The organism is Ulvibacterium sp. (genome assembly GCF_965248315.1).
In the GTDB taxonomy this organism is placed as follows: domain Bacteria; phylum Bacteroidota; class Bacteroidia; order Flavobacteriales; family Flavobacteriaceae; genus Ulvibacterium.
Genome location: NZ_CBDFIX010000002.1, coordinates 2333856 through 2352476, shown reverse-complemented (window position 1 = coordinate 2352476; position 18621 = coordinate 2333856). Strand labels below are relative to the sequence as shown.

General features: G+C 39.6%; 20 protein-coding genes. 16 read left to right on the top strand and 4 right to left on the bottom strand.

Going from position 1 to position 18621, the window contains the following annotated elements:
• Nucleotides 1–9 precede the first annotated feature (9 nt).
• From ACP2AF_RS11800 to ACP2AF_RS11775, 6 genes are all read left to right on the top strand, one after another.
• Nucleotides 10–843 (top strand): sugar phosphate isomerase/epimerase family protein, encoded by an 834-nt coding sequence (locus ACP2AF_RS11800; RefSeq protein ID WP_425236358.1) that lies wholly within the window; start codon nt 10–12, stop codon nt 841–843.
• 50 nt (nt 844–893) lie between these two features.
• On the top strand, nt 894–2543 hold the full coding sequence (locus ACP2AF_RS11795) for an N-acyl-D-amino-acid deacylase family protein (protein ID WP_425236357.1): 1650 nt from the start codon (nt 894–896) through the stop codon (nt 2541–2543).
• Between the two features lie 156 nt (nt 2544–2699).
• On the top strand, nt 2700–3593 hold the full coding sequence (locus ACP2AF_RS11790) for an SMP-30/gluconolactonase/LRE family protein (RefSeq protein WP_425236356.1): 894 nt from the start codon (nt 2700–2702) through the stop codon (nt 3591–3593).
• Nucleotides 3594–3763: 170 nt separating this feature from the next.
• Nucleotides 3764–4987, top strand: coding sequence for a hypothetical protein (locus tag ACP2AF_RS11785; RefSeq protein ID WP_425236355.1), 1224 nt, complete (start codon nt 3764–3766; stop codon nt 4985–4987).
• A 146-nt stretch (nt 4988–5133) separates the two neighbouring features.
• The gene (locus ACP2AF_RS11780) at nt 5134–6228 is read left to right on the top strand and encodes an adenylate/guanylate cyclase domain-containing protein (RefSeq protein ID WP_425236354.1); all 1095 of its coding nucleotides are present in this window, start codon (nt 5134–5136) and stop codon (nt 6226–6228) included.
• A 172-nt stretch (nt 6229–6400) separates the two neighbouring features.
• Nucleotides 6401–6784, top strand: coding sequence for a hypothetical protein (locus ACP2AF_RS11775; protein ID WP_425236353.1), 384 nt, complete (start codon nt 6401–6403; stop codon nt 6782–6784).
• Here ACP2AF_RS11775 and ACP2AF_RS11770 read toward each other — a convergent pair.
• Together ACP2AF_RS11770 and ACP2AF_RS11765 are read right to left on the bottom strand one after the other, a co-directional pair.
• Nucleotides 6770–7908 (bottom strand): IS3 family transposase gene (locus ACP2AF_RS11770; protein WP_425234704.1). Its coding sequence is split into 2 segments (ribosomal slippage): nt 6770–7647 and nt 7647–7908, totalling 1140 coding nucleotides; the frame shifts between segments, so codons are not numbered across the junction. The two genes, ACP2AF_RS11775 and ACP2AF_RS11770, sit on opposite strands and share 15 nt — an antisense overlap.
• Nucleotides 7909–8045: 137 nt before the next feature.
• Entirely contained in the window at nt 8046–9011 is a 966-nt protein-coding gene (locus ACP2AF_RS11765; protein WP_425236352.1) for an IS110 family transposase, read from the bottom strand.
• Between the two features lie 357 nt (nt 9012–9368).
• On the opposite strand from ACP2AF_RS11765, the gene ACP2AF_RS11760 reads away from it, so the two are divergent.
• Entirely contained in the window at nt 9369–9815 is a 447-nt protein-coding gene (locus ACP2AF_RS11760; protein ID WP_425236351.1) for a GNAT family N-acetyltransferase, read from the top strand.
• A gap of 132 nt (nt 9816–9947) precedes the next feature.
• On the opposite strand, the gene ACP2AF_RS11755 is transcribed toward ACP2AF_RS11760, so the two are convergent.
• Nucleotides 9948–10073 (bottom strand): hypothetical protein, encoded by a 126-nt coding sequence (locus tag ACP2AF_RS11755; RefSeq protein ID WP_425236350.1) that lies wholly within the window; start codon nt 10071–10073, stop codon nt 9948–9950.
• 60 nt (nt 10074–10133) lie between these two features.
• Between ACP2AF_RS11755 and ACP2AF_RS11750 the strand changes: the two genes are divergently transcribed.
• Nucleotides 10134–10553, top strand: a complete 420-nt coding sequence (locus ACP2AF_RS11750; protein ID WP_425236349.1) for an RrF2 family transcriptional regulator — start codon at nt 10134–10136, stop codon at nt 10551–10553.
• Nucleotides 10554–10606: 53 nt separating this feature from the next.
• Here the strand turns inward: ACP2AF_RS11750 and ACP2AF_RS11745 are convergent, their stop codons facing one another.
• Nucleotides 10607–10969 (bottom strand): winged helix-turn-helix transcriptional regulator, encoded by a 363-nt coding sequence (locus tag ACP2AF_RS11745; RefSeq protein ID WP_425236348.1) that lies wholly within the window; start codon nt 10967–10969, stop codon nt 10607–10609.
• 173 nt (nt 10970–11142) lie between these two features.
• Here ACP2AF_RS11745 and ACP2AF_RS11740 point away from each other — a divergent pair, with 173 nt between their 5' ends.
• The 8 genes from ACP2AF_RS11740 (at nt 11143) to ACP2AF_RS11705 (ending at nt 18571) form a co-directional block, all read left to right on the top strand.
• Nucleotides 11143–11901 carry a nuclear transport factor 2 family protein gene (locus tag ACP2AF_RS11740; RefSeq protein ID WP_425236347.1) on the top strand — a complete coding sequence of 253 codons (759 nt, stop codon included), beginning with the start codon at nt 11143–11145 and terminating at the stop codon, nt 11899–11901.
• An 18-nt stretch (nt 11902–11919) separates the two neighbouring features.
• Nucleotides 11920–12666, top strand: a complete 747-nt coding sequence (locus ACP2AF_RS11735; RefSeq protein WP_425236346.1) for a glucose 1-dehydrogenase — start codon at nt 11920–11922, stop codon at nt 12664–12666.
• 21 nt (nt 12667–12687) lie between these two features.
• Complete coding sequence (locus tag ACP2AF_RS11730) at nt 12688–13089, top strand: YybH family protein (RefSeq protein ID WP_425236345.1); 402 nt, start codon at nt 12688–12690, stop codon at nt 13087–13089.
• Nucleotides 13090–13240: 151 nt separating this feature from the next.
• Nucleotides 13241–13906 carry a hypothetical protein gene (locus tag ACP2AF_RS11725; protein ID WP_425236344.1) on the top strand — a complete coding sequence of 222 codons (666 nt, stop codon included), beginning with the start codon at nt 13241–13243 and terminating at the stop codon, nt 13904–13906.
• A gap of 247 nt (nt 13907–14153) precedes the next feature.
• Entirely contained in the window at nt 14154–15179 is a 1026-nt protein-coding gene (locus ACP2AF_RS11720; protein ID WP_425236343.1) for a serine hydrolase domain-containing protein, read from the top strand.
• A gap of 278 nt (nt 15180–15457) precedes the next feature.
• Nucleotides 15458–16951: an amidohydrolase family protein gene (locus ACP2AF_RS11715; protein ID WP_425236342.1), complete on the top strand. Its 1494-nt coding sequence runs from the start codon at nt 15458–15460 to the stop codon at nt 16949–16951.
• 334 nt (nt 16952–17285) lie between these two features.
• The gene (locus ACP2AF_RS11710; protein WP_425236341.1) at nt 17286–17693 is read left to right on the top strand and encodes a hypothetical protein; all 408 of its coding nucleotides are present in this window, start codon (nt 17286–17288) and stop codon (nt 17691–17693) included.
• Nucleotides 17694–18136: 443 nt separating this feature from the next.
• Entirely contained in the window at nt 18137–18571 is a 435-nt protein-coding gene (locus ACP2AF_RS11705; RefSeq protein ID WP_425236340.1) for a lipocalin family protein, read from the top strand.
• Nucleotides 18572–18621: the final 50 nt, after the last annotated feature.

Below are 18621 nucleotides of genomic sequence, written 5' to 3'. Positions count from 1 at the left end.
AACCGAAGCATGCAAACACGAAGAACTTTTTTACGACAAACGGGTGGATTGGCAGTAGGTACCTTGCTCCTACCCTCATTTTCCTGGGCATGGCCCGGAAAACAAAAAATTGGGGTACAATTGTACTCCTTTCGTGATGAAATGGCCAAGGACGCCAAAGGCACCTTGGAAAAAATCGCTTCCCTGGGGATTACCGAAATCGAATCGGCCCGAAGCAAAAAAGGACACTATTATGGCCTTTCGCCCAAGGAAATGCAATCCATCTGTGAAGATTTTGGAATGCAATTGGTGAGCGGCCATGTACGTTTGGACGGCGCTTTTCAGAAGACCATGGAGGAGGCCGTGGAAGCCGGGCAGGAATATCTTATCTGCTCCTCCCTACCCTCCAAGGGACAGACCGTAAGCAACTATAAAAAAGTGGCCGAGGATTTTAATAAGGCTGGGGAGGCCTGTCAGAAAATGGGACTGAAATTCGGGTACCACAATCACGGCTATGAATTTGAATCGCACAAAGGGCAGGTCTTGTACGATGTGCTCATGGAACAAACCGAACCCGATTTGGTTTATATGGAACTGGATCTGGGCTGGGTAGTTGTAGGCGGGAAAGATCCCTTGGACTATTTCAAGAAATATCCGGGTCGTTTCCCGCTTTGGCATTTAAAGGATATGGATATGCGAAAAAAGGAAAGCACGGAATTCGGCAAGGGCGTATTGGATATCCCAAAAATGATGGCCCACCAAAAAGCGTCCGGTGTTCAACATATTTTTCTAGAACAGGAAGAATACGCCAGTACCCCCATGGCGAGCATGCAGCACAATATGGACTATCTCAACAATTTATAATCGTAAATCGGGAGGGTAAAACACCCCTCGTCAATCCAGAAATACACAACATGAAACACTACTGCCTCCCCCTTTTTATTTTTATGAGCCTGCTATTCATGGCCTGTACATCGCCAAAAACCTATGATGTCCTTATCAAAAACGGACAGATTTACGATGGTTCCGGTGAAAAGTCCTTTACGGGTGATATTGCCATCAATGCCGATACTATTGCCGCCATAGGTCAACTTAAAAGGGCAAAAGGCAACTTGGAAATCGATGCTACGGGACTGGCCGTTGCCCCAGGCTTCATTAATATGCTTAGTTGGGCCAATATTTCCTTGATTGAAGATGGGCGTTCGCAAGGGGATATCCGGCAAGGGGTTACCTTAGAGATATTGGGCGAAGGACATTCCATGGGGCCCCTGAACGATACCATGAAGCAAGAAATGAAAGCGGGCCAACAGGATATTACCTACGATATCCCCTGGAGCACTCTAGGCGAATATCTGGAGTTTTTGGAGAAAAAAGGGGTATCTACCAACATCGCTTCCTTTGTGGGCAACGGTACCCTGCGCCAATATGTAATGGGCTATGAAAATCGAGTGCCCACCGCATCCGAAATGGATACCATGAAATATCTGGCCAATCAGGCTATGGAAGAGGGGGCCGTAGGGCTCTCCACCGCCTTGATCTATGTACCCAGCGGTCATGCCCAGACTCCGGAAATTATTGAATTGGCCAAAGAAGTTGCCCAACACGATGGTATGTACGTTTCCCATCTCCGTAGCGAGGAAGGGGATTTATTGGATGCCGTACGGGAGTTGATCACCATTTCCCGAGAAGCGGAAATTTCATCCGAAATCTACCATTTTAAGGCCTCTGGCAATGCCAATTGGCATTTGTTGGACAGTGTTATACAATTGGTGGAGGACGCCCGTTCTGAGGGATTGCCCATTACCACGGATATGTATATGTACAATGCCAGCTCCACCGGACTTAACGTGGTACTCCCGGAATGGGCCAAGGAAGGGGGCCATGACGCTACCATGAAATTGATTGCGCAGCCTGACCAGCGTAAAAAAATGATGGCGGAAATCGATTTTCATGTACCGCCGGACAAGATTTTATTGGTCGGGTTTCGCAACAAAGCCCTCCGGAACCTTATCGGCAAGACCTTGGCGGAAGTGGCCGAAGAGCGACAAAAATCGCCCAACGAGACCTTGGTAGATTTGATTTACGAGGACGATAGCCGGATTCAAGTGGTCTATTTTTCCATGTCCGAGGACAATATCAAGAAGAAGCTGGCCCTGCCCTATATGAGCATTTGCTCGGATGCCGGTTCCTATACCAATGAGGGCGTGTTTTTGGAACAAAGCACGCATCCCAGGGCCTACGGTTCCTTTGCCCGCTTGTTGGGGCATTATGTTCGGGAGGAAAAGGTAATTCCGTTGGAAGAGGCCATCTACAAGTTGACCACCTTACCCGCTACCAACTTAAAGATAAAAAAACGTGGTGCGCTACAAACCGGTTTTTACGCCGATGTGGTGCTGTTCGATCCCGAGATCATTACGGATAACGCCACCTTTAAAAAGCCGCATCAATATGCCACAGGTGTACGGCACGTATTTGTAAACGGCACCCAGGTGTTGCAGGACGGTGAGCATACAGGAGCCTTTCCGGGACGGGTGGTCCGTGGACCCGGATGGGTTGGTGAATAGATTCGTTTTCGCGACGTCCCCGATGGTGATCGGGGAGACGAAGCGATCTCTTTATATCCTATCTAAAAAGTATAAATCGATTACCGCGCCAAAAGACGGAGGGGTTTGGACTAATCAAATTTCTATTCGTACATTACCCTATCAAAATCAAATCCAATGAAAAAGCAATACCTCACGATTCTCGTTCTCCTTGTTTTGATCACCTATGGCAAGGCCCAAGAAAACAACCTAGTCGCAGATGGAGCCGAATTGACCTTAGTTGCGGAAGATTACGACTTTACCGAAGGACCAGCCCTTGCCCCCAATGGTGATGTCTATTTTACGGACCAGCCCAACGACCGTATCTTAAAATGGGATGCTGCCAGCAATTCCGTGGAAACCTATCTGCAGCCTTCAGGCCGCTCCAACGGACTCTATTTTGACCATGACGGCAATCTGCTGTCCTGTGCCGATGAGAAGACCCAACTGTGGCGCATTGATACCGAAAAAAATGTCACGGTCTTGGTGGAAGGTTTTGATGACAAAAAATTGAACGGCCCTAATGACCTTTGGGTAGACCCCAACGGGGGCATCTATTTTACCGACCCGTTTTACAAAAGACCCTGGTGGGAGCATGAGGAACCGGAGCAGGCCGCCAAACGGGTCTATTACCTCACTCCGGATATGGGGGAGGTCCGTATTGTGGCCAAGGACTATGTACAGCCCAATGGCATTATCGGTACGGCCGATGGTAAAACGCTCTATGTGGCGGATATTGGGGATAAAAAAACCTATTCCTATTCCATGAACGCGGATGGCAGTCTAAGCAATAAAAAACTGTTCGCCGAATTGGGCTCCGACGGGATGACGGTAGATAACCAGGGGAATGTATACCTCACCGGAGACGGGGTGACCGTTTTTGACAAAACCGGGAAGCAGATCTACCATATTCCAGTACCTGAAAAATGGACGGCCAATGTCACCTTTGGCGGGCCCCAACAGGATATTCTTTTTATTACGGCCATGGACTCGGTCTATACCTTGGCGATGCAGGTGAACGGGGTACGTTAGAAACACTCACTAGGAAAAACGCTATGGCTTTGGAGATATGATTTTTGATGGACCATATTGTATATCTATACATTGTATTTCTTATCGGTTTTATACCTGTATGGGCGTATAAAGCTTTATTTAACATTCATATAAACAAGTTGGCAACAATTTAAGTACAGTCAAAACCAATGGCACTATTTGCAATATTTGGAACCCAAGAAGCATCTTCTTCATTTAGACATTATCTAAAGGAAATGACAGATGAAATTAATTCTAAATCCAATGATTATATCTTAAATGTTGATGAGGATGAATGGAAAGAGTACTTTGTAAATAAATATGATTTTACGCCATTAACTTTATTCCCAGAGCAAGCAACAGTTAAATTCAAGGGCAAAAGAAAAATCAAAAAAGAACAGTTCGGGAGAGTATATGAAAGTGAATCATACAGATTCGAATTAAGTGTTCCGTATACAGGATATTACTTCTTATTTATGCTCATACCCTCAACACGAAGAATTCATCATCCAATGGTGAATGTTCCCAGTTCGGATAGTGGAATTTTGACTGCTGAATTTGAAATGTATGACCAAAACGAAAAGCAGTTTGAATACGATAAAAAACACCTATTAGATGGGATTATGGCTAATGTGCCAAATATCAATAATGATCTGCAAAGGTTCAAGGCTGACGTATCAAGCACTTTTGACACGGTTTACAAAAGAAAAAAGGAAAAGGTACTATCTGAAAATAGTTTCTTCGAAAAAATAAATATAGATATAGATAAAAAAACAGATAAAATATTTAAGGTTCCAATCGCAAAAAAGAAAAAAATTCCAGAACCGATAGTAGACAAAAAATCAACGAAAAAATTTACCGAAACACCTGCGATGGATGATGCTTTTTACGCAGATATTATTGAAGTGATATACACATTTTTTAAATCTGTAGAAAAAAAGCCTTCAACATATAAAAGTAAAGATGAAGAAGGGTTAAGAGATTATGTATTGCCAACATTGGAGACTCGTTATGATAATACTTCAGTCACAGGTGAGACTTTTAACAAAGGTGGTAAAACCGATATTTTAATCAGATATAAAGACGGAACAAATCTATTTGTAGCTGAATGTAAATATTGGAAAGGAGAAGCTGTACTGCACGAAACTATAAATCAATTGTTCGACAGGTATTTAACTTGGAGAGACAGTAAAGTGGCAATTATATTTTTTGTAAAAAACAAGGAGTTTTCAAAAGTATTAGCAACCATTAAAGAAATCATTCCTAAACACGAATACTTTGTTCGAGAAAATGGTAGTAATGGAGAAAGTTCGTTTTCATACATCTTCCATTTTCCAACAGACAAAGAAAAATTTATTTACGCTGAAATAATGGCCTTTCATTTTCCCGAATAAATAACTGTTGCCAACAACGTATATAAAAAATAGCTGTTTAATTGCTTAAACTAAAGAAAATGAATAAAGTAAGGTCGTTGGTAAACTTGAAAATTAGTGTGTAAAATTCGCTACTTTTCATATACAAGACCGTAAGCCTCAACTAGATGAAATCATCGCGACAATTCAAGATGGATCTAAAAAAAGTAGCTGTTATAACGGTTAGCTACATTGGCATTAACATTTTCTTCTTTTTCTTCAATTATTCACTAATCAATTCTCCATATTCCCTTGGTCCATCTCCTCTATTCAGTTTAAAAAACTATTTGCTAACAAACATATTGATTGGACTAATTGCTGGAATACTTGGTGGGATTTTACTTGTCACTGTAAATAGTCAATTGTTCAGGAAGAAATCTTTCAGATTTGCCATGCTAACAACCCTAGGGTCTTATATCTTGATTTTTGCTATAGTTACTCTAATAGGCACACTCGCAAACTTGCTGGAAGAATATGGGCTTGGAGAACTATCCTTTGACCAAATAAAAACAGGCCTTTGGCTAGTGCTTGACCCAATATTACTAACATCTTTTGTTTTATGGGGTGCTATTACACTTTCAACCCTATTCCTGTTACAAGTTAATGACAAATTTGGACCTGGAATACTATTAAAATTCCTCACCGGAAACTACCACCGACCAAAAAAAGAACAGCGGATCTTCATGTTTATGGACATGCGTTCTTCAACTACAATTGCTGAGAAAATTGGTAATGAAATGTACTTTGATTTATTGAATGATCTGTTTTCTGATATCACCGACCCAATTCTTAACAACGAGGGCGAAATATATCAATATGTTGGAGATGAAATTGTAATCTCCTGGCCAATTAAGAAGGGCATTCGAAATGCAAATTGTCTTCGGTGCTTTACTCAGATCCAGAAAAAACTAACCGATCTAGGGTCTTTTTACGAAAAAAAATATCAGGTCATCCCAGAATTCAAAGCAGGCCTTCATTGTGGGCTTGTTATGGCCGGTGAAATTGGTGTCATTAAAAAGGATATCATTTATTCAGGAGATGTACTAAATACCACTGCCAGAATCCAAGAGCAATGCAATCAATATTGTGTAAATATCCTGATCTCCAAAGAGACTTTTGATTTAATTTCTGACACTAAGGGATATAAGTTGATTCCCTTGGGAAGTATTGAACTAAGAGGAAAGGAAAGAAAAATAGATTTAAATACGTTAACAACAAGCTGATTTTTCGTTTTGAAAACAAGAGGCTAACAAATGATATAGCACATTTTTGAAAAAAATTGAAATCAACATACTACCATTGGTCATTTCCATAATATTGGTTCTGATTTCTTTTGGAATTACTATTATGTCCAACAAAGTTTTCACAACCGAACATTATATCTGAATTGGTTGCTTGACCTTATCCACAGTACTTTATTTTTCAAATAGAAAGATTTTCTTCTGGTTCTTTGCATTGACACTCACAATTGGATTAATGGGGTTTTTGGAGTTTTACATAACCACTTATAAAGTTGGATTTGCAGGAGTTGGAATAAATCCGATTTTTCTAGGATTAATGATTCTGTTCTTCGTGGTCAGCAAAGAGCAGATGGACACATTATTACCCGAAAAAAAGAACCCTAAAGAAAGGGTTTTGAATGAAAATTTGATAAATTCCTTTGAATCAAAATTTAAAAACGAGACCATCAAAGGATTAAATGCAATTGCGGACTCGAATTCCAAATTCACTGAAGAAGCAAAAGAGGCTGTAGCCTTACCCTTTTTAGGACAACTCTAAATTCAATAATTTTTCATTAATTATGTTGGTTTCGGGGAAGAATTCTTCCCCGAAACGGTCTTTGTATTCCCTTGGTGGCATATCGTCCAATGCCGAGTGCGGGTGCTTTGTATTGTAGTTCTCCATCCATTCGTTGGTCAATGTCCTTATCTGGTGCAGGTCATTGAACCAATATGCATCGAGTACATCTTCGCGATAATGTCGGTTCAATCGTTCCATAAATGCGTTCTGTACGGGCTTTCCCGGTTGGATGAACCTGAGCTCGATTCTTTTCTTCTTGCACCAATCGGCCAAGGTCTTGGAAATGAACTCCGGACCGTTATCGCAACGGATCGTTTTGGGAAGGCCCATTTCTTCCTCCAAATGGCTTAATGTCTCCACCACTTTTTTTGCCGGGTAGTTCAGCCCCACATCCATGGCAAGCACCTCACGGTTGCAATCGTCCATTACATTGAACACCCTGATCTTCCTGCCATCGGACAGCACATCGGCCATAAAGTCCATGCTCCACACCTCATTGAGATCCATCGGGGCCTCCAATGGGTTCTTTGTCCTTGCGGGCAAACGTTTCTTGTGTTTGCGCCTGAGTTTCAGGTTCATCGACCTATATACCCGCAAGACCCGTTTGCGGTTCCATTTATGGCCTTCGCGACGAAGCCGCTTGTAATACACCTCAAAGCCCCTGGTGGGCAGTTCTTCCGCCAGTCTGGATAACGCTCCGACAACTTCCGTGTCATCCTTCCTGTTGTGGTGGTACCACATCGAACGGGCAAGTTCCAGAACCTGACAGGAACGTGATACGCTTACCGAATAGGCCTCTTGTAGGTATTTCGCGCGGTGCTTCTTGTCGGAAGGCCCTAGAACTTTTTTGACAGCACGTCCTTGAGCATGCGGACGTCCAGACTTACGTCGGCGTACATCTGCTTAAGCTTGCGGTTCTCCTCCTCAAGCTCTTTAAGGCGCTTCATATGGGCCACTTCCATGCCACCATACTTCTTTCTCCAATAATAAAAGGTGCTGGTATCGATGCCCATCTCACGGGATATGTCCCCGACCTTGCGGCCCTGTTCGTTCTCTTTGAGTGCCTTGATAATCTGGCTCTCGGTAAACTTGCTTTTTTTCATCTGACAGTTAAAATTTAAAGTTACTATTTTCGAATTTTAAACTGTCCTATTTTTAGGGAAGGCTACAAGGCGGCCAAAAGATTATTGAAAAAGAAAAACGTGCTGTAACAAAGAACTGAGTTAAAAAACAAGTCCTTTTAGTTTAATCTGGACATATAATTTTCATCATAGGGCAGTCCCGATTTTGCAATTGCAAAGGCCTGTTTCAATAATTTGTTCGATACCGCGATCAATGCCAGTTTCTTGCTCTTCCCCTTTGCCGTGATACGTTCATAGATTTCCCTACATCCCTTGTTGTGCTTGCAGGCGGAGAAGGCGCATAAGAACAATAGGTTCCGTAATTTTCTATTGCCCACCTTGCTTATTCTGCTCCTGCCCCTGACACTGCTCCCCGAACGTCGTATCGTGGGTGTTATGCCCGCATAATTGCACAGCTGGCCCGCATTCTCGAACTTGGTGAAGCCATCGGTCAGAACGATCAACAGCGCAACGGTCCTGTCACCCAGACCAGGTATGCTCTTTAAATTGGTCAATTGTTCTTGCTGGGTCTCTTTGACCAAAGAAAGTAATCGCTCGTTGAGTGAATCCAACTCCCGGTCCAGATCCTTTAATGTGCGTTTCAATGAACCGTGGACCGCTTTTGAAGGTATGCCCAGGACCTTCTCCCCGTGGAGCTTGTTCTTTATCTGGGTGCGCTGTTTTAGATAAATGTCCATTAGGGCCAATAATTGTAAGCTCTCCGCTTGTACAGCCCCTTTTCCATCATAGCGTGGGACCTCATTGGTACGGCCATAGTCACGTATGGCCATGGCATCGCTCTTATCGGTCTTTACCTTGGCCAGTTTCATCTGTCTGAACCGCTTTACCGATAAGGGATTTACCACGGAAACCTTAATACCGGATTCGTAAAGAAACTGTGCCAATAGATAATGATAATACCCCGTAGCCTCCATGACCACCAGGTCTTCTTCCCCCAACAGCTTCAGGTATTGCCCAAAACCTTTGGGAGCATTACCGAACTGATGGTGGTGACCATTGGGGCCTATAACATCGAACACATCCTTACTGATGTCCACGCCATGGATTTTGCTATCTTTAGTCATAATACATTGTTTTGGAAAGGACGCTCCATCTAAGCTTCAACAACTTAAAATCGAGATCTAGGTCTCACAGAACTGAACGAATTCTTTGATGGAAAAGAGAGGGGATCATCAATGTTGACGGAATCATTACTTCCTATGGCTATAGTGACCTTATTCCTCTCTTTTGTTCTTTCTGATTTATTAACTCAATCTAATCAGAATCAAACTTAAGTTGGCTATAATTTATCCCTGCCTTACTTCTCCGTTTAAATAAATTCCTACTTTAGAATAAAAGAAAATAAAGGCGGTTTGATTTCCACACTGGTGAGTCGAATTTATAGCCCAGACCGTTAGCGGCAATTTTGACCAAAGATTTCAATGAAAAAACTATCACTACAAAAAAACGAGTTCTACATTTCTACGGATAAGTCGAAATTAGACATTGATACCATTCATGATTTTTTATCGACTAAAGCATATTGGTGTTTACATATTCCGAAAGAAAAAGTTGAAATTTCAATAGAAAATTCCTTCTGTTTTGGTCTTTACGAGACCAACAAACAAATTGGTTTTGCAAGAATTATCACAGATTTTTCGACAATAGCTTATTTAGGAGATGTGTACATTTTAGAGGAATATAGAGGAAAAGGTCTTTCAAAATGGCTGATGGAAACTATAATGAATTTCCCTGAACTTCAAGGTTTAAGACGTTGGATTTTACTTACTGGAGATGCTCATGAACTATATCGAAAATACGGTTGGACGGACTTAGCCGATTCAAGCAAATGGATGGAACTCCATAATAAAAATGTATATTCTAATTAAGGCTGGTTTATATTATCTGTTGGATATTTTCAGTACTAAAAAAAAGGGTACTCCTAAATAAAAACTACCGCTTAAAAGGGCTATAATCCACTGCTGCCCTCCTACCCTTAATATTTTTAATTAAATTCAATATCAAAAGAATAGGCCCTGCACTACATTCAACAATGCCTTCCTCTCATCCCGATAGGTATTGGGAGTCGTCGGAGGCAAGAACAAATCATCGCCGGGACCGTTGGCGGTAATTGCTTCCACGCACATTTTTCCAAGTGATATTTTACCTCTTAAACTACAATGACTATCATTGTAGAGTAGTAATTTTTGTTACAGTTGGTAAAAAGTAGATTTTCCATAGCGATACATATAATGACCTTTCTGGCGAAGTATCCGGATGAATGGATAACATCTGGTCATTTGGCAAAAAGTGTAAATATAAATGCTGCATTGATCAGAAAAGAGCTCATTGACCTCAAGACCCACAACTTGATTGAAAGCAAAGAGGGTAAGAATGGCGGCGTTAAGCTCGCAAAATCAGCAGATGAAATTCTACTTGCCGAGATCTTCAAAATCATAAAAGGAAGGAATCATATTCTAGAATTTTCTAAGAATGAGGGCAATTCCAATTGTCCCGTAGGTAGCCAAATCAAAACAAAATTGGATGAGCTATATGAAGATATGGATGCTGCTATTCTTAAAAACCTTGCAAAAATTACTTTGGAAGAGTTCAAAGAAAGGTTTTAATCTTATCCCAATTTGATGGCAACAAATAAGCATACTGAGCTCCTCCAATAAATCTAAAGTAAGGTTTTGGTATATGGCCTCACTTTATCTCCCCACTTACAAAGGGCTAAAATAACGGGTATAAAATCTTTTCCGGAGCGAGACAAATGATACTCTATTTGACTAGGGTATTCGGTTTTAACCTCACGAACAATCAGGCCCATTTTCTCCAAATCCCTTAAACGCTGGGTAAGCATCTTCTCTGAAATTCCTTCAACCTCTTTCCTGATCATGCCATACCGGGTGTCGCCATTGTAGATACGCCACAAAATATTCACTGTCCATCTACCTTTGGTCAGTATCATGGCATATGTTAAGCCGCAGGTGTCCTCAAGTTTCTTTTGATTGATTGAATTCGTGGAGTTTTCTTTTCTCATAAACGCACTTTTTTGTATGTCCCCATTTTTTTGTTTGCTTCAAATATACAGCTTACCTTTAAACTGTAATAATTATTATTACAATATAATATTGCCCTAATGGCTGCTCTCGTGCATAAATATATGGTTTGGCCAGTAGGTATTTACAAACTGAAATATTCTAAATAAAATCAATGAGTGATTCAAAAAAAATCCTAGTACATGCCATGGATGCCCTTTTCCAAAATTTTGATGAAGAACAAATGAGAAAACTCTATAAGCGGGATTACGTACAACATAACCCGAATGTCCCGACTGGATTGGATTCAGTCATTGGGCTGCTGCCCATTCTCAAAGAGGCCAATTTTAGTTACGATACGCACCGGGTAATTGAGGACGGAAACCTGTTATTGACGCATACTACCTATAACAACGCAAGTGTTTTTGGAGCAGATACCGTAATTGCTTTTGACCTATGGCGTATGGATAACGGAAAAGTGGCCGAACATTGGGATTGTATTATTCCCAAACACACAGAAACGGCAAGTGGAAGAAGTCAAGTGGATGGGGTGACGGCAGTTACTGATTTGGGCAAAACTGAAGAGAACAAAGCCTTAGTTGAGCGGTTTGTTTCGGAGGTATTAATTCCGGAGGACTTCGCAAAAATGAATCATTACATATCCAACGGGCTTTATCATCAACATAATCCCTTGGTAAAAGATGGACCAGAAGCGCTCAAGGAAGTCATCTCTGCATCCGGACTAAAAAATCACAAAATCCATAGAGTCGTAGGTGAAGGGAATTTTGTTCTTACCCAATGCGAAGGGTTATGGAACGAAAAACCAGTTGCCATCTACGATTTGTTCAGGGTTGATAAGGACAAAATTGTAGAGCATTGGGATGTGATACAGGAAATTCCTGAAAAAATGGCTCATAGCAACACAATGTTTTAAAATCAAACCATAAATCATATGAAATTAGAAAACAGAATTGCCCTAATAACCGGTGGAAACAGTGGAATCGGTTTAGCCACCGCTAAACTATTTTATAAAGAAGGCGCCAAAGTAATAATCACTGGAAGAAGAAAAGAAGTTGTAGAAAATGCAGCCAGAGAAATCGGTGAAGGTGTACTGGGAATCACATCGGACACAACTGACCTAAATGATATTAAAAAACTTTACCAACAGGTTAAAGAACATTATGGAAGAATTGATGTGCTGTATTTGAATGCTGGAATAGCAAAATTCGAACCTATGGATGTTGTTACAGAAGAACAATTTGATGAATTATCCGATACCAACTTCAAAGGATTGTTCTTTAATGTTCAAAGTGCAGTACCCTTGATGGAAAAAGGAGGTTCAATCATCTTGACCACTTCTGCCGCAGGTTTAATAGGATCACCGAACATGAGCGTCTATGGTGCGACCAAGGCAGCGGCAAGAAGTTTGGCCAGAACACTTTCAGGTGATCTATTGCCCAAAGGAATTCGTGTCAATGGCATTTCACCAGGCCCTATCGACACACCAATCATGTATAAGGTTGGCATTCCGGAAGAAGCTATTGAAGCCGCTAAACAGGGATTTGCCGCAGAGAATCCTATGAAACGGATAGGCACTGCTGAAGAAATCGCCAAAGCAGCTTTATTTCTAGCATCAGATGATTCTTCTTTTATAGCCGGGGTAGACCTAGCTGTTGACGGGGGATTAACACAACTATGATAACTATTTAATTTAATTATGATGTCACAAGAGAAACAACAAATTATTGACATATTGCAACAATATCAAAAATCAACTAACACCGCAGATGCGGGACTTGCAGCGAGTCTATATAAGGAAGATGCCATCATGATTCCTGCCAACTTTCCCACTAATTTTGGAAAAGAGGCCATTTTTAGATTTTACGATTACGCTTTTTCCTTACTGCAATTAACCTTAGAATTTGATATTAAAGAAGATCAAATTCAAGTGAACGGAGATTTTGCTTATGCAACAACTACATCTGTGGGTACACGATTAATTCGAGAAACCGGAGTTGTCGTTCCTGAAGATAATAGGGAACTCTGGCTTTTCGAACACATAATGGGAGAATGGAAAATAGCTGGATACATGTTTAATATTCCACCAACTAAGGAAAGTTAAACAACTACCTACAACACCATATACAAAAAATAGCAGACATTGCGCAATCCTATTGGGTTGCGCTTTTTTATTATCTTATTCCTCTAGGAAAAGTATATGTAATAAAAATGCTACTTTTCATATACAAGACCTTTACCTGCAAGCAAAACTGATGAAACGATTTAATCAATTGAATGAATTCCATAAATGGTTTATTTCGATTTCATTTGCAATAATTCTTCTATTCATATTATTTTTTTGGATTACGGCCGTGAGTGAATCCAAATTGTGGATGCTTTTAGTTTTTATTATGGTTCCGGTTATTCAACTTCTAATCACACCTCTTTTTACACTTCTTAACTTTTATACCTATTATTCGCCAATGGTCGTTTCGTTTGGAAATAATAAGAGACATATAGATTTACACAATGGGTCATCATTTGATTATCTAATGGAAATGTCGAAAATAAAACCAGGCATCAAATGGAAAAATAGAATGCTTCATTATTATCTGGACGCATTGCTTAAAATAATACTTCAAATTGAAAGTGGTGACTTATCAAGCACTACCGTAATAAGAGGAAGCTCGTACTTTTTGAGTAAACGAAGTGCTGAAAAATTAGGCTTCGAGGTAAATAAAACCTCAATTTTGGAAAAATTAAATATCGCACTAAATTATATTGATTTGATTTGGATGTATTCCCTAAGCAACGGAAAATTGACGTTTCCCAACTTAACAACGATACTAACAGTAAGAACTACTGGAAGTGAATTACTATTGAGAAAACAAAAAATAATGGAACTAGTAGATCGATTAAAAAATGATGCCAACAGGTAACAATGGCTATGATCCATGGTTGCACTCCTATCCAAAAGAATATTTACTACCTTCAATAAAAGTTAAAAAACAAAACAGAATGATTCCATCCCGCGTCTTGGCTCTCTGGAAAATCCTGCCTGCCGGTTTACGTGCCTCAGGCATGCAGGCAGGCACACCAACCAAACCCAACGCTCACCGGCCACCCACGCAACGAAGCTATATACGGAACCTTTGTGAGCAATTAAGAAATTTACGGCCCTGAATTATGACAATGAAAAAAGTAAAACAAATTCTGAGAATAGCGTTCATAATTGCATCTATATCCTCCTTATTCTTTGTGCCATGGATTTTGGTAAAGGCTTGGATTTTGCCGCTACCGGAAACAGTCCAAAAACAAGTAGATGAAGCCATTGGGCATGGATTTGATGGGATGATTGTTTACGTAGATCAGGCAGGGAAACCACCTGCATTTTACACAGGTGGCTGGAAAGATAGACAGAACAAAATACCGGCCGACCCAAAATCATTGTTCAAAATTGCCAGTATTAGCAAGTTATATACCGCTGTAGCAGCTACCAAATTGGTCAAAGAAAAGCGTTTGTCTTTTGATAAAGCACTCACTGATTATCTTCCAGAACTTAGAGGTAGGATTGAAAATGCTGAAGAAATTACCTTGAGGATGATGATTCAACACCGGTCTGGTATTCCCAATTTCACGGATAATCCGGCTTTTTGGGAAAACGAACAGGAAAATGGCCAAAATGCCTTGGATTTTGCTCTAGACCTACCAGCCAGTTTTAAACCTAATAAAGGATATGAATATTCAAACACAAATTATTTATTGCTTCGTAGGATTATGGATGATGTTTTAGGGTATAGCCACAATCAGTATATCAAAGAGAAAGTATTAATTCCCCTAGAGTTGAAAAACACCTTTTCTTCGATTACTGAAGTCGATTTAGATGATGTTATGAGTGGATATTATGTGGGATATGAGGAAGATTTTAAAGCGCGTGAATATGGGATGTTGGCTACAGCAGAGGATGTGGGTATATTCTTGCGAGCCTTAAACGATGGTTCGGTATTTGACGAGGGAGAAAAGGAAATTTATCCTTATGAATACAATCATGGAGGTCTGGTAATTGGCTATCAGAGCCTTGCAGAGTACCACAAAGATATAGATGCTGTTGTGGTTCAATTCATCAATACCACAGATTTTAATGGTTATGAATGGAACTTATCGGAAATTACAATTAACCGAATTGTAAAAATCATTAGAAAGAAAAACTAGCCCCAACAAAACCTATACGCAATACTCTTCGGGATACTGCATATAGCCAAACCGTTGGTGAACGAACAAAATTCTAAACACAGGCAACCATTGGTATCCTATTCACGTCTTTATAGAAAAACAACAAGACCAATGCAAAAAATAGTATTCACAATTATACCTGTGATTTCCATGAAGTTAAACTATGCTCAATCGCCCAAAGAACAATTAAGACTTATAAATTCTGTAACAAGCCGGGGATATAATCGTATTCAGTTAAAAACTAAAGAAGATTATATATGAAAAATTTACTGACTATTCTCCTTGTTACAATTTTATGCTCTTGTCAGGACACTAAAGAACAACTAAATCTTACGGAAGGTGTATACATATCGAATGTTACCCTAATCTCAACAGAAGATGGTACTTACAGCCCTTATATGGGTCATTTAGTGGTTGAAAAAGATCAAATCGTTTATGTGAGCAAAGACGAGCCAAGCATAAGCGGAACATTTGAACAGATCGATGGTACTGGAAAATTCATAATTCCAGGGTTAATCGATAGCCATGTTCATATTCCGGGAGTGCAAGGAATGCTTCCTCATCATATAGAAAAATACCCTGAACTGGCCACGGAGTTTAAAAGCCAAATGCCAAGAAGTTATTTGTATTATGGTTTTACCTCAATTATTGATCTAGGGGGCATATCTGAAGAACTTATTACTTCTTTTAGCAAACAAGAGATAAAACCCGATTTATATCATGTTGGATATTCAGGAGCCGCGGTTGCAAATGGTTACCCAATGAATTTTACACCTGAAGAATTTCGGTTTGATGCTGTGCCAAATTTCATATACATGGACAGTCAGGCAGAAAATATCCCGGATACCTATGACCCTGCCGATCATACCCCCGAAGCCGTTGTCAGGCGTATCAAAAACTCCGGAGCCATCGCCGTAAAATCGTATTATGAATCAGGCTTTGGACGTATGATGGGGTTACCTGTTCCAACCAAAGACATTATGAAAGATTTGCTTACAGAAGCGCATTCCAATGGGCTTGTCCTAACAGTTCACGCCAATTCACTTGAAGCCCATTCTTTTTTGGTGGACATAGGAGTGGACGTTATAGCACATGGCATATGGAATTGGGGAAAGTACAAAGATGTACCAAGGGACTCTCTACCATTAGAAATAAAAAGAACATTGGATCTACAAATTGAAAAACAAATAGGCTATACCCCCACCTTAACAGTCATTGAAGGAGAGGAAGCACTGGTCGATACTGAATTTCTTGATCAGCCTGGCTTAAAAAAGGTGGTCCCTAAAGATTTACTGGAATGGTATAAAACGGAAGAGGCCCAATGGTTCGCCAAAGAAATTTTTAGTGAACTTACTGTAGAAGAGGTTCATAAAATCTATAGCAATGTACAAGCGCATGCCATGCTAGCTTTAAAGTACCTTTCCGACCATAATGGCCTAATTCTATTTGGCTCGGATACTCCATCTGCCCCAACTTATGGCAATCAACCCGGTCATAATGGAAATTGGGAGCTTAAATTGATGAAAGAAGCAGGAGTCCCTTTACATAAAATACTTGCATCCGCTACAATTAATAATGCCAAAGCTTTTCATTTAGATGCTTCTCTTGGTTCATTGGCTATCGGAAAAAAGGCAAATATCATTATGATGGCTAAAAACCCTTTAATGGATATTGAAGCCTATGATGCTATAGTGCAAGTTGTTATTGGGGGTAAAGTCATAAAAAGAGAAGATTTAGAGGTTAAAGAATAACTGGCTAAAACAATGGTAATCGTTATTCAAGCCCATATTTTTTGAAATATTGAATCTTCATAAGCCTCTTCTCGAGGCTTTTTTTGTCAAGTCGGAACTGTGGTCAACTCAGTTTGAAGCCTTTCCATTTTTTAGGGAAGGTTACAGAAAGAGTAGGACTACAAAGTCTTGTGTAAATAGTGGATTGTTTTGGGGTATTTTATCTTCAGTGTCGTATATACTCTCAATCACCGTTTCTTTGATTAAACAGGTTCCAAATAAAAAATAGACAATATTCTCTATTCATTGTCGTTTTGGAATAAATCATTTAAACAAAACCCCCAAATTAAAAATCATGAAAAAATCAATTTTATTCTTATTTCTTGCAACTGGATTCTTTTTTACTTCGTGCGATAAAGATGATAGTACTTCCAATGATAATGATCCCGACAAATCATCTCTTTTAGATAAATGGTGGTTTGATTCAAATAATGGTACCGCCGATATTTATTTCCATTCAGATGGCAAATATGAACAAAAAATGATTTTATTAGAAAACAAATTTGTAGGATCTGGAGATTGGGCTTGGGAAGACGAAAATTCTGGAATAATGAAAATCGAAAATCTTGAAGGTAGGGGACAAATTGCTTCATCTGTTTGGTTAAAAATTTCCAACATACAGAGCAATACGTTCACCTTGCAACTATCAATTGATGGAACGGACTACTCAAAGGAAGTATTTTATCAAGATACCGAAGAATAAAAAATTTTTTGTTAACGCCAGTAACATTCATACAAGCAGCTAATTATAAGCCCCTTAAAGGGGCTTTTTTACACTTTGGTATTGTAAAAATCAGGACTTAAAAATCGAACGGAAAACAGAACTTGAAGGTGGCGTGTTTACGCAGATGTGTCATAACCGGTTACAACAATGAATCCTATGAATGGCCATGGACTAATCTTCCTAAAGATACTTAGTATGTCCTTTATGTCCTTTTGGTCTTAAAGCACTTTTCCTTTTTGATATAACTTGCCACACATCCAATATATGACATACTTCTTTCCCTATTCACCGCATCTGTATTGAAGGCTTCCTTATTTGGGAAGTATAAGTTTAAAAAATCTAAATAGTTTCATAGACAATATTCTCTATGTATGGACGTTTTGTAATAAAATATTTAAACAAAAACCCCCAAATTTAAAATCATGAAAAAATCAATGTTATTCTTATTTCTTACCACTGGATTCTTTTTTACTTCGTGCAATAAAGATGAAAGTGAGCCAACAACAGACGAAGACCTAATAGGCACTTGGACGTATATCGCGTATGTCCATGATGATGAGGGAGAAATACAAGCCAATGAATGTGATAGTCAAGATTCGCTTACATTTATGAACGATAGTACTTTTAATTTCACGTACCACTATAATTTTGATGAAGAAGTAGGATGTTACAAAGCTCAAGATGCCATCGGTTCTTGGGAATATATATCTGACGGGATAATTAAGTTTGATTATAGTAATGACGATTATGTGGACATTAATAAATGGGAAACTCCTTTTGAAATTTCGGGAGATATTCTTACGCTAACAAAAGATGAGGGGTATGGAGTATTCCTAGAAAAGTACAAGAAAAAGTAAATGCCCAATACCATCAACCAAAGATTAAAGGCCCGAAAAACGGGTCTTTT

What these genes read in the sequence shown, in the direction of transcription:
- ACP2AF_RS11800 (WP_425236358.1), top strand. Translation starts at nt 10, where the DNA reads ATGCAAACACGAAGAACTTTTTTACGACAAACGGGTGGATTGGCAGTA.
- ACP2AF_RS11795 (WP_425236357.1), top strand. Translation starts at nt 894, where the DNA reads ATGAAACACTACTGCCTCCCCCTTTTTATTTTTATGAGCCTGCTATTC.
- ACP2AF_RS11790 (WP_425236356.1), top strand. Translation starts at nt 2,700, where the DNA reads ATGAAAAAGCAATACCTCACGATTCTCGTTCTCCTTGTTTTGATCACC.
- ACP2AF_RS11785 (WP_425236355.1), top strand. Translation starts at nt 3,764, where the DNA reads ATGGCACTATTTGCAATATTTGGAACCCAAGAAGCATCTTCTTCATTT.
- ACP2AF_RS11780 (WP_425236354.1), top strand. Translation starts at nt 5,134, where the DNA reads ATGAAATCATCGCGACAATTCAAGATGGATCTAAAAAAAGTAGCTGTT.
- ACP2AF_RS11765 (WP_425236352.1), bottom strand. Translation starts at nt 9,011, where the DNA reads ATGACTAAAGATAGCAAAATCCATGGCGTGGACATCAGTAAGGATGTG.
- ACP2AF_RS11760 (WP_425236351.1), top strand. Translation starts at nt 9,369, where the DNA reads ATGAAAAAACTATCACTACAAAAAAACGAGTTCTACATTTCTACGGAT.
- ACP2AF_RS11755 (WP_425236350.1), bottom strand. Translation starts at nt 10,073, where the DNA reads ATGTGCGTGGAAGCAATTACCGCCAACGGTCCCGGCGATGATTTGTTC.
- ACP2AF_RS11745 (WP_425236348.1), bottom strand. Translation starts at nt 10,969, where the DNA reads ATGAGAAAAGAAAACTCCACGAATTCAATCAATCAAAAGAAACTTGAG.
- ACP2AF_RS11740 (WP_425236347.1), top strand. Translation starts at nt 11,143, where the DNA reads ATGAGTGATTCAAAAAAAATCCTAGTACATGCCATGGATGCCCTTTTC.
- ACP2AF_RS11735 (WP_425236346.1), top strand. Translation starts at nt 11,920, where the DNA reads ATGAAATTAGAAAACAGAATTGCCCTAATAACCGGTGGAAACAGTGGA.
- ACP2AF_RS11730 (WP_425236345.1), top strand. Translation starts at nt 12,688, where the DNA reads ATGTCACAAGAGAAACAACAAATTATTGACATATTGCAACAATATCAA.
- ACP2AF_RS11725 (WP_425236344.1), top strand. Translation starts at nt 13,241, where the DNA reads ATGAAACGATTTAATCAATTGAATGAATTCCATAAATGGTTTATTTCG.
- ACP2AF_RS11720 (WP_425236343.1), top strand. Translation starts at nt 14,154, where the DNA reads ATGACAATGAAAAAAGTAAAACAAATTCTGAGAATAGCGTTCATAATT.
- ACP2AF_RS11715 (WP_425236342.1), top strand. Translation starts at nt 15,458, where the DNA reads ATGAAAAATTTACTGACTATTCTCCTTGTTACAATTTTATGCTCTTGT.
- ACP2AF_RS11710 (WP_425236341.1), top strand. Translation starts at nt 17,286, where the DNA reads ATGAAAAAATCAATTTTATTCTTATTTCTTGCAACTGGATTCTTTTTT.
- ACP2AF_RS11705 (WP_425236340.1), top strand. Translation starts at nt 18,137, where the DNA reads ATGAAAAAATCAATGTTATTCTTATTTCTTACCACTGGATTCTTTTTT.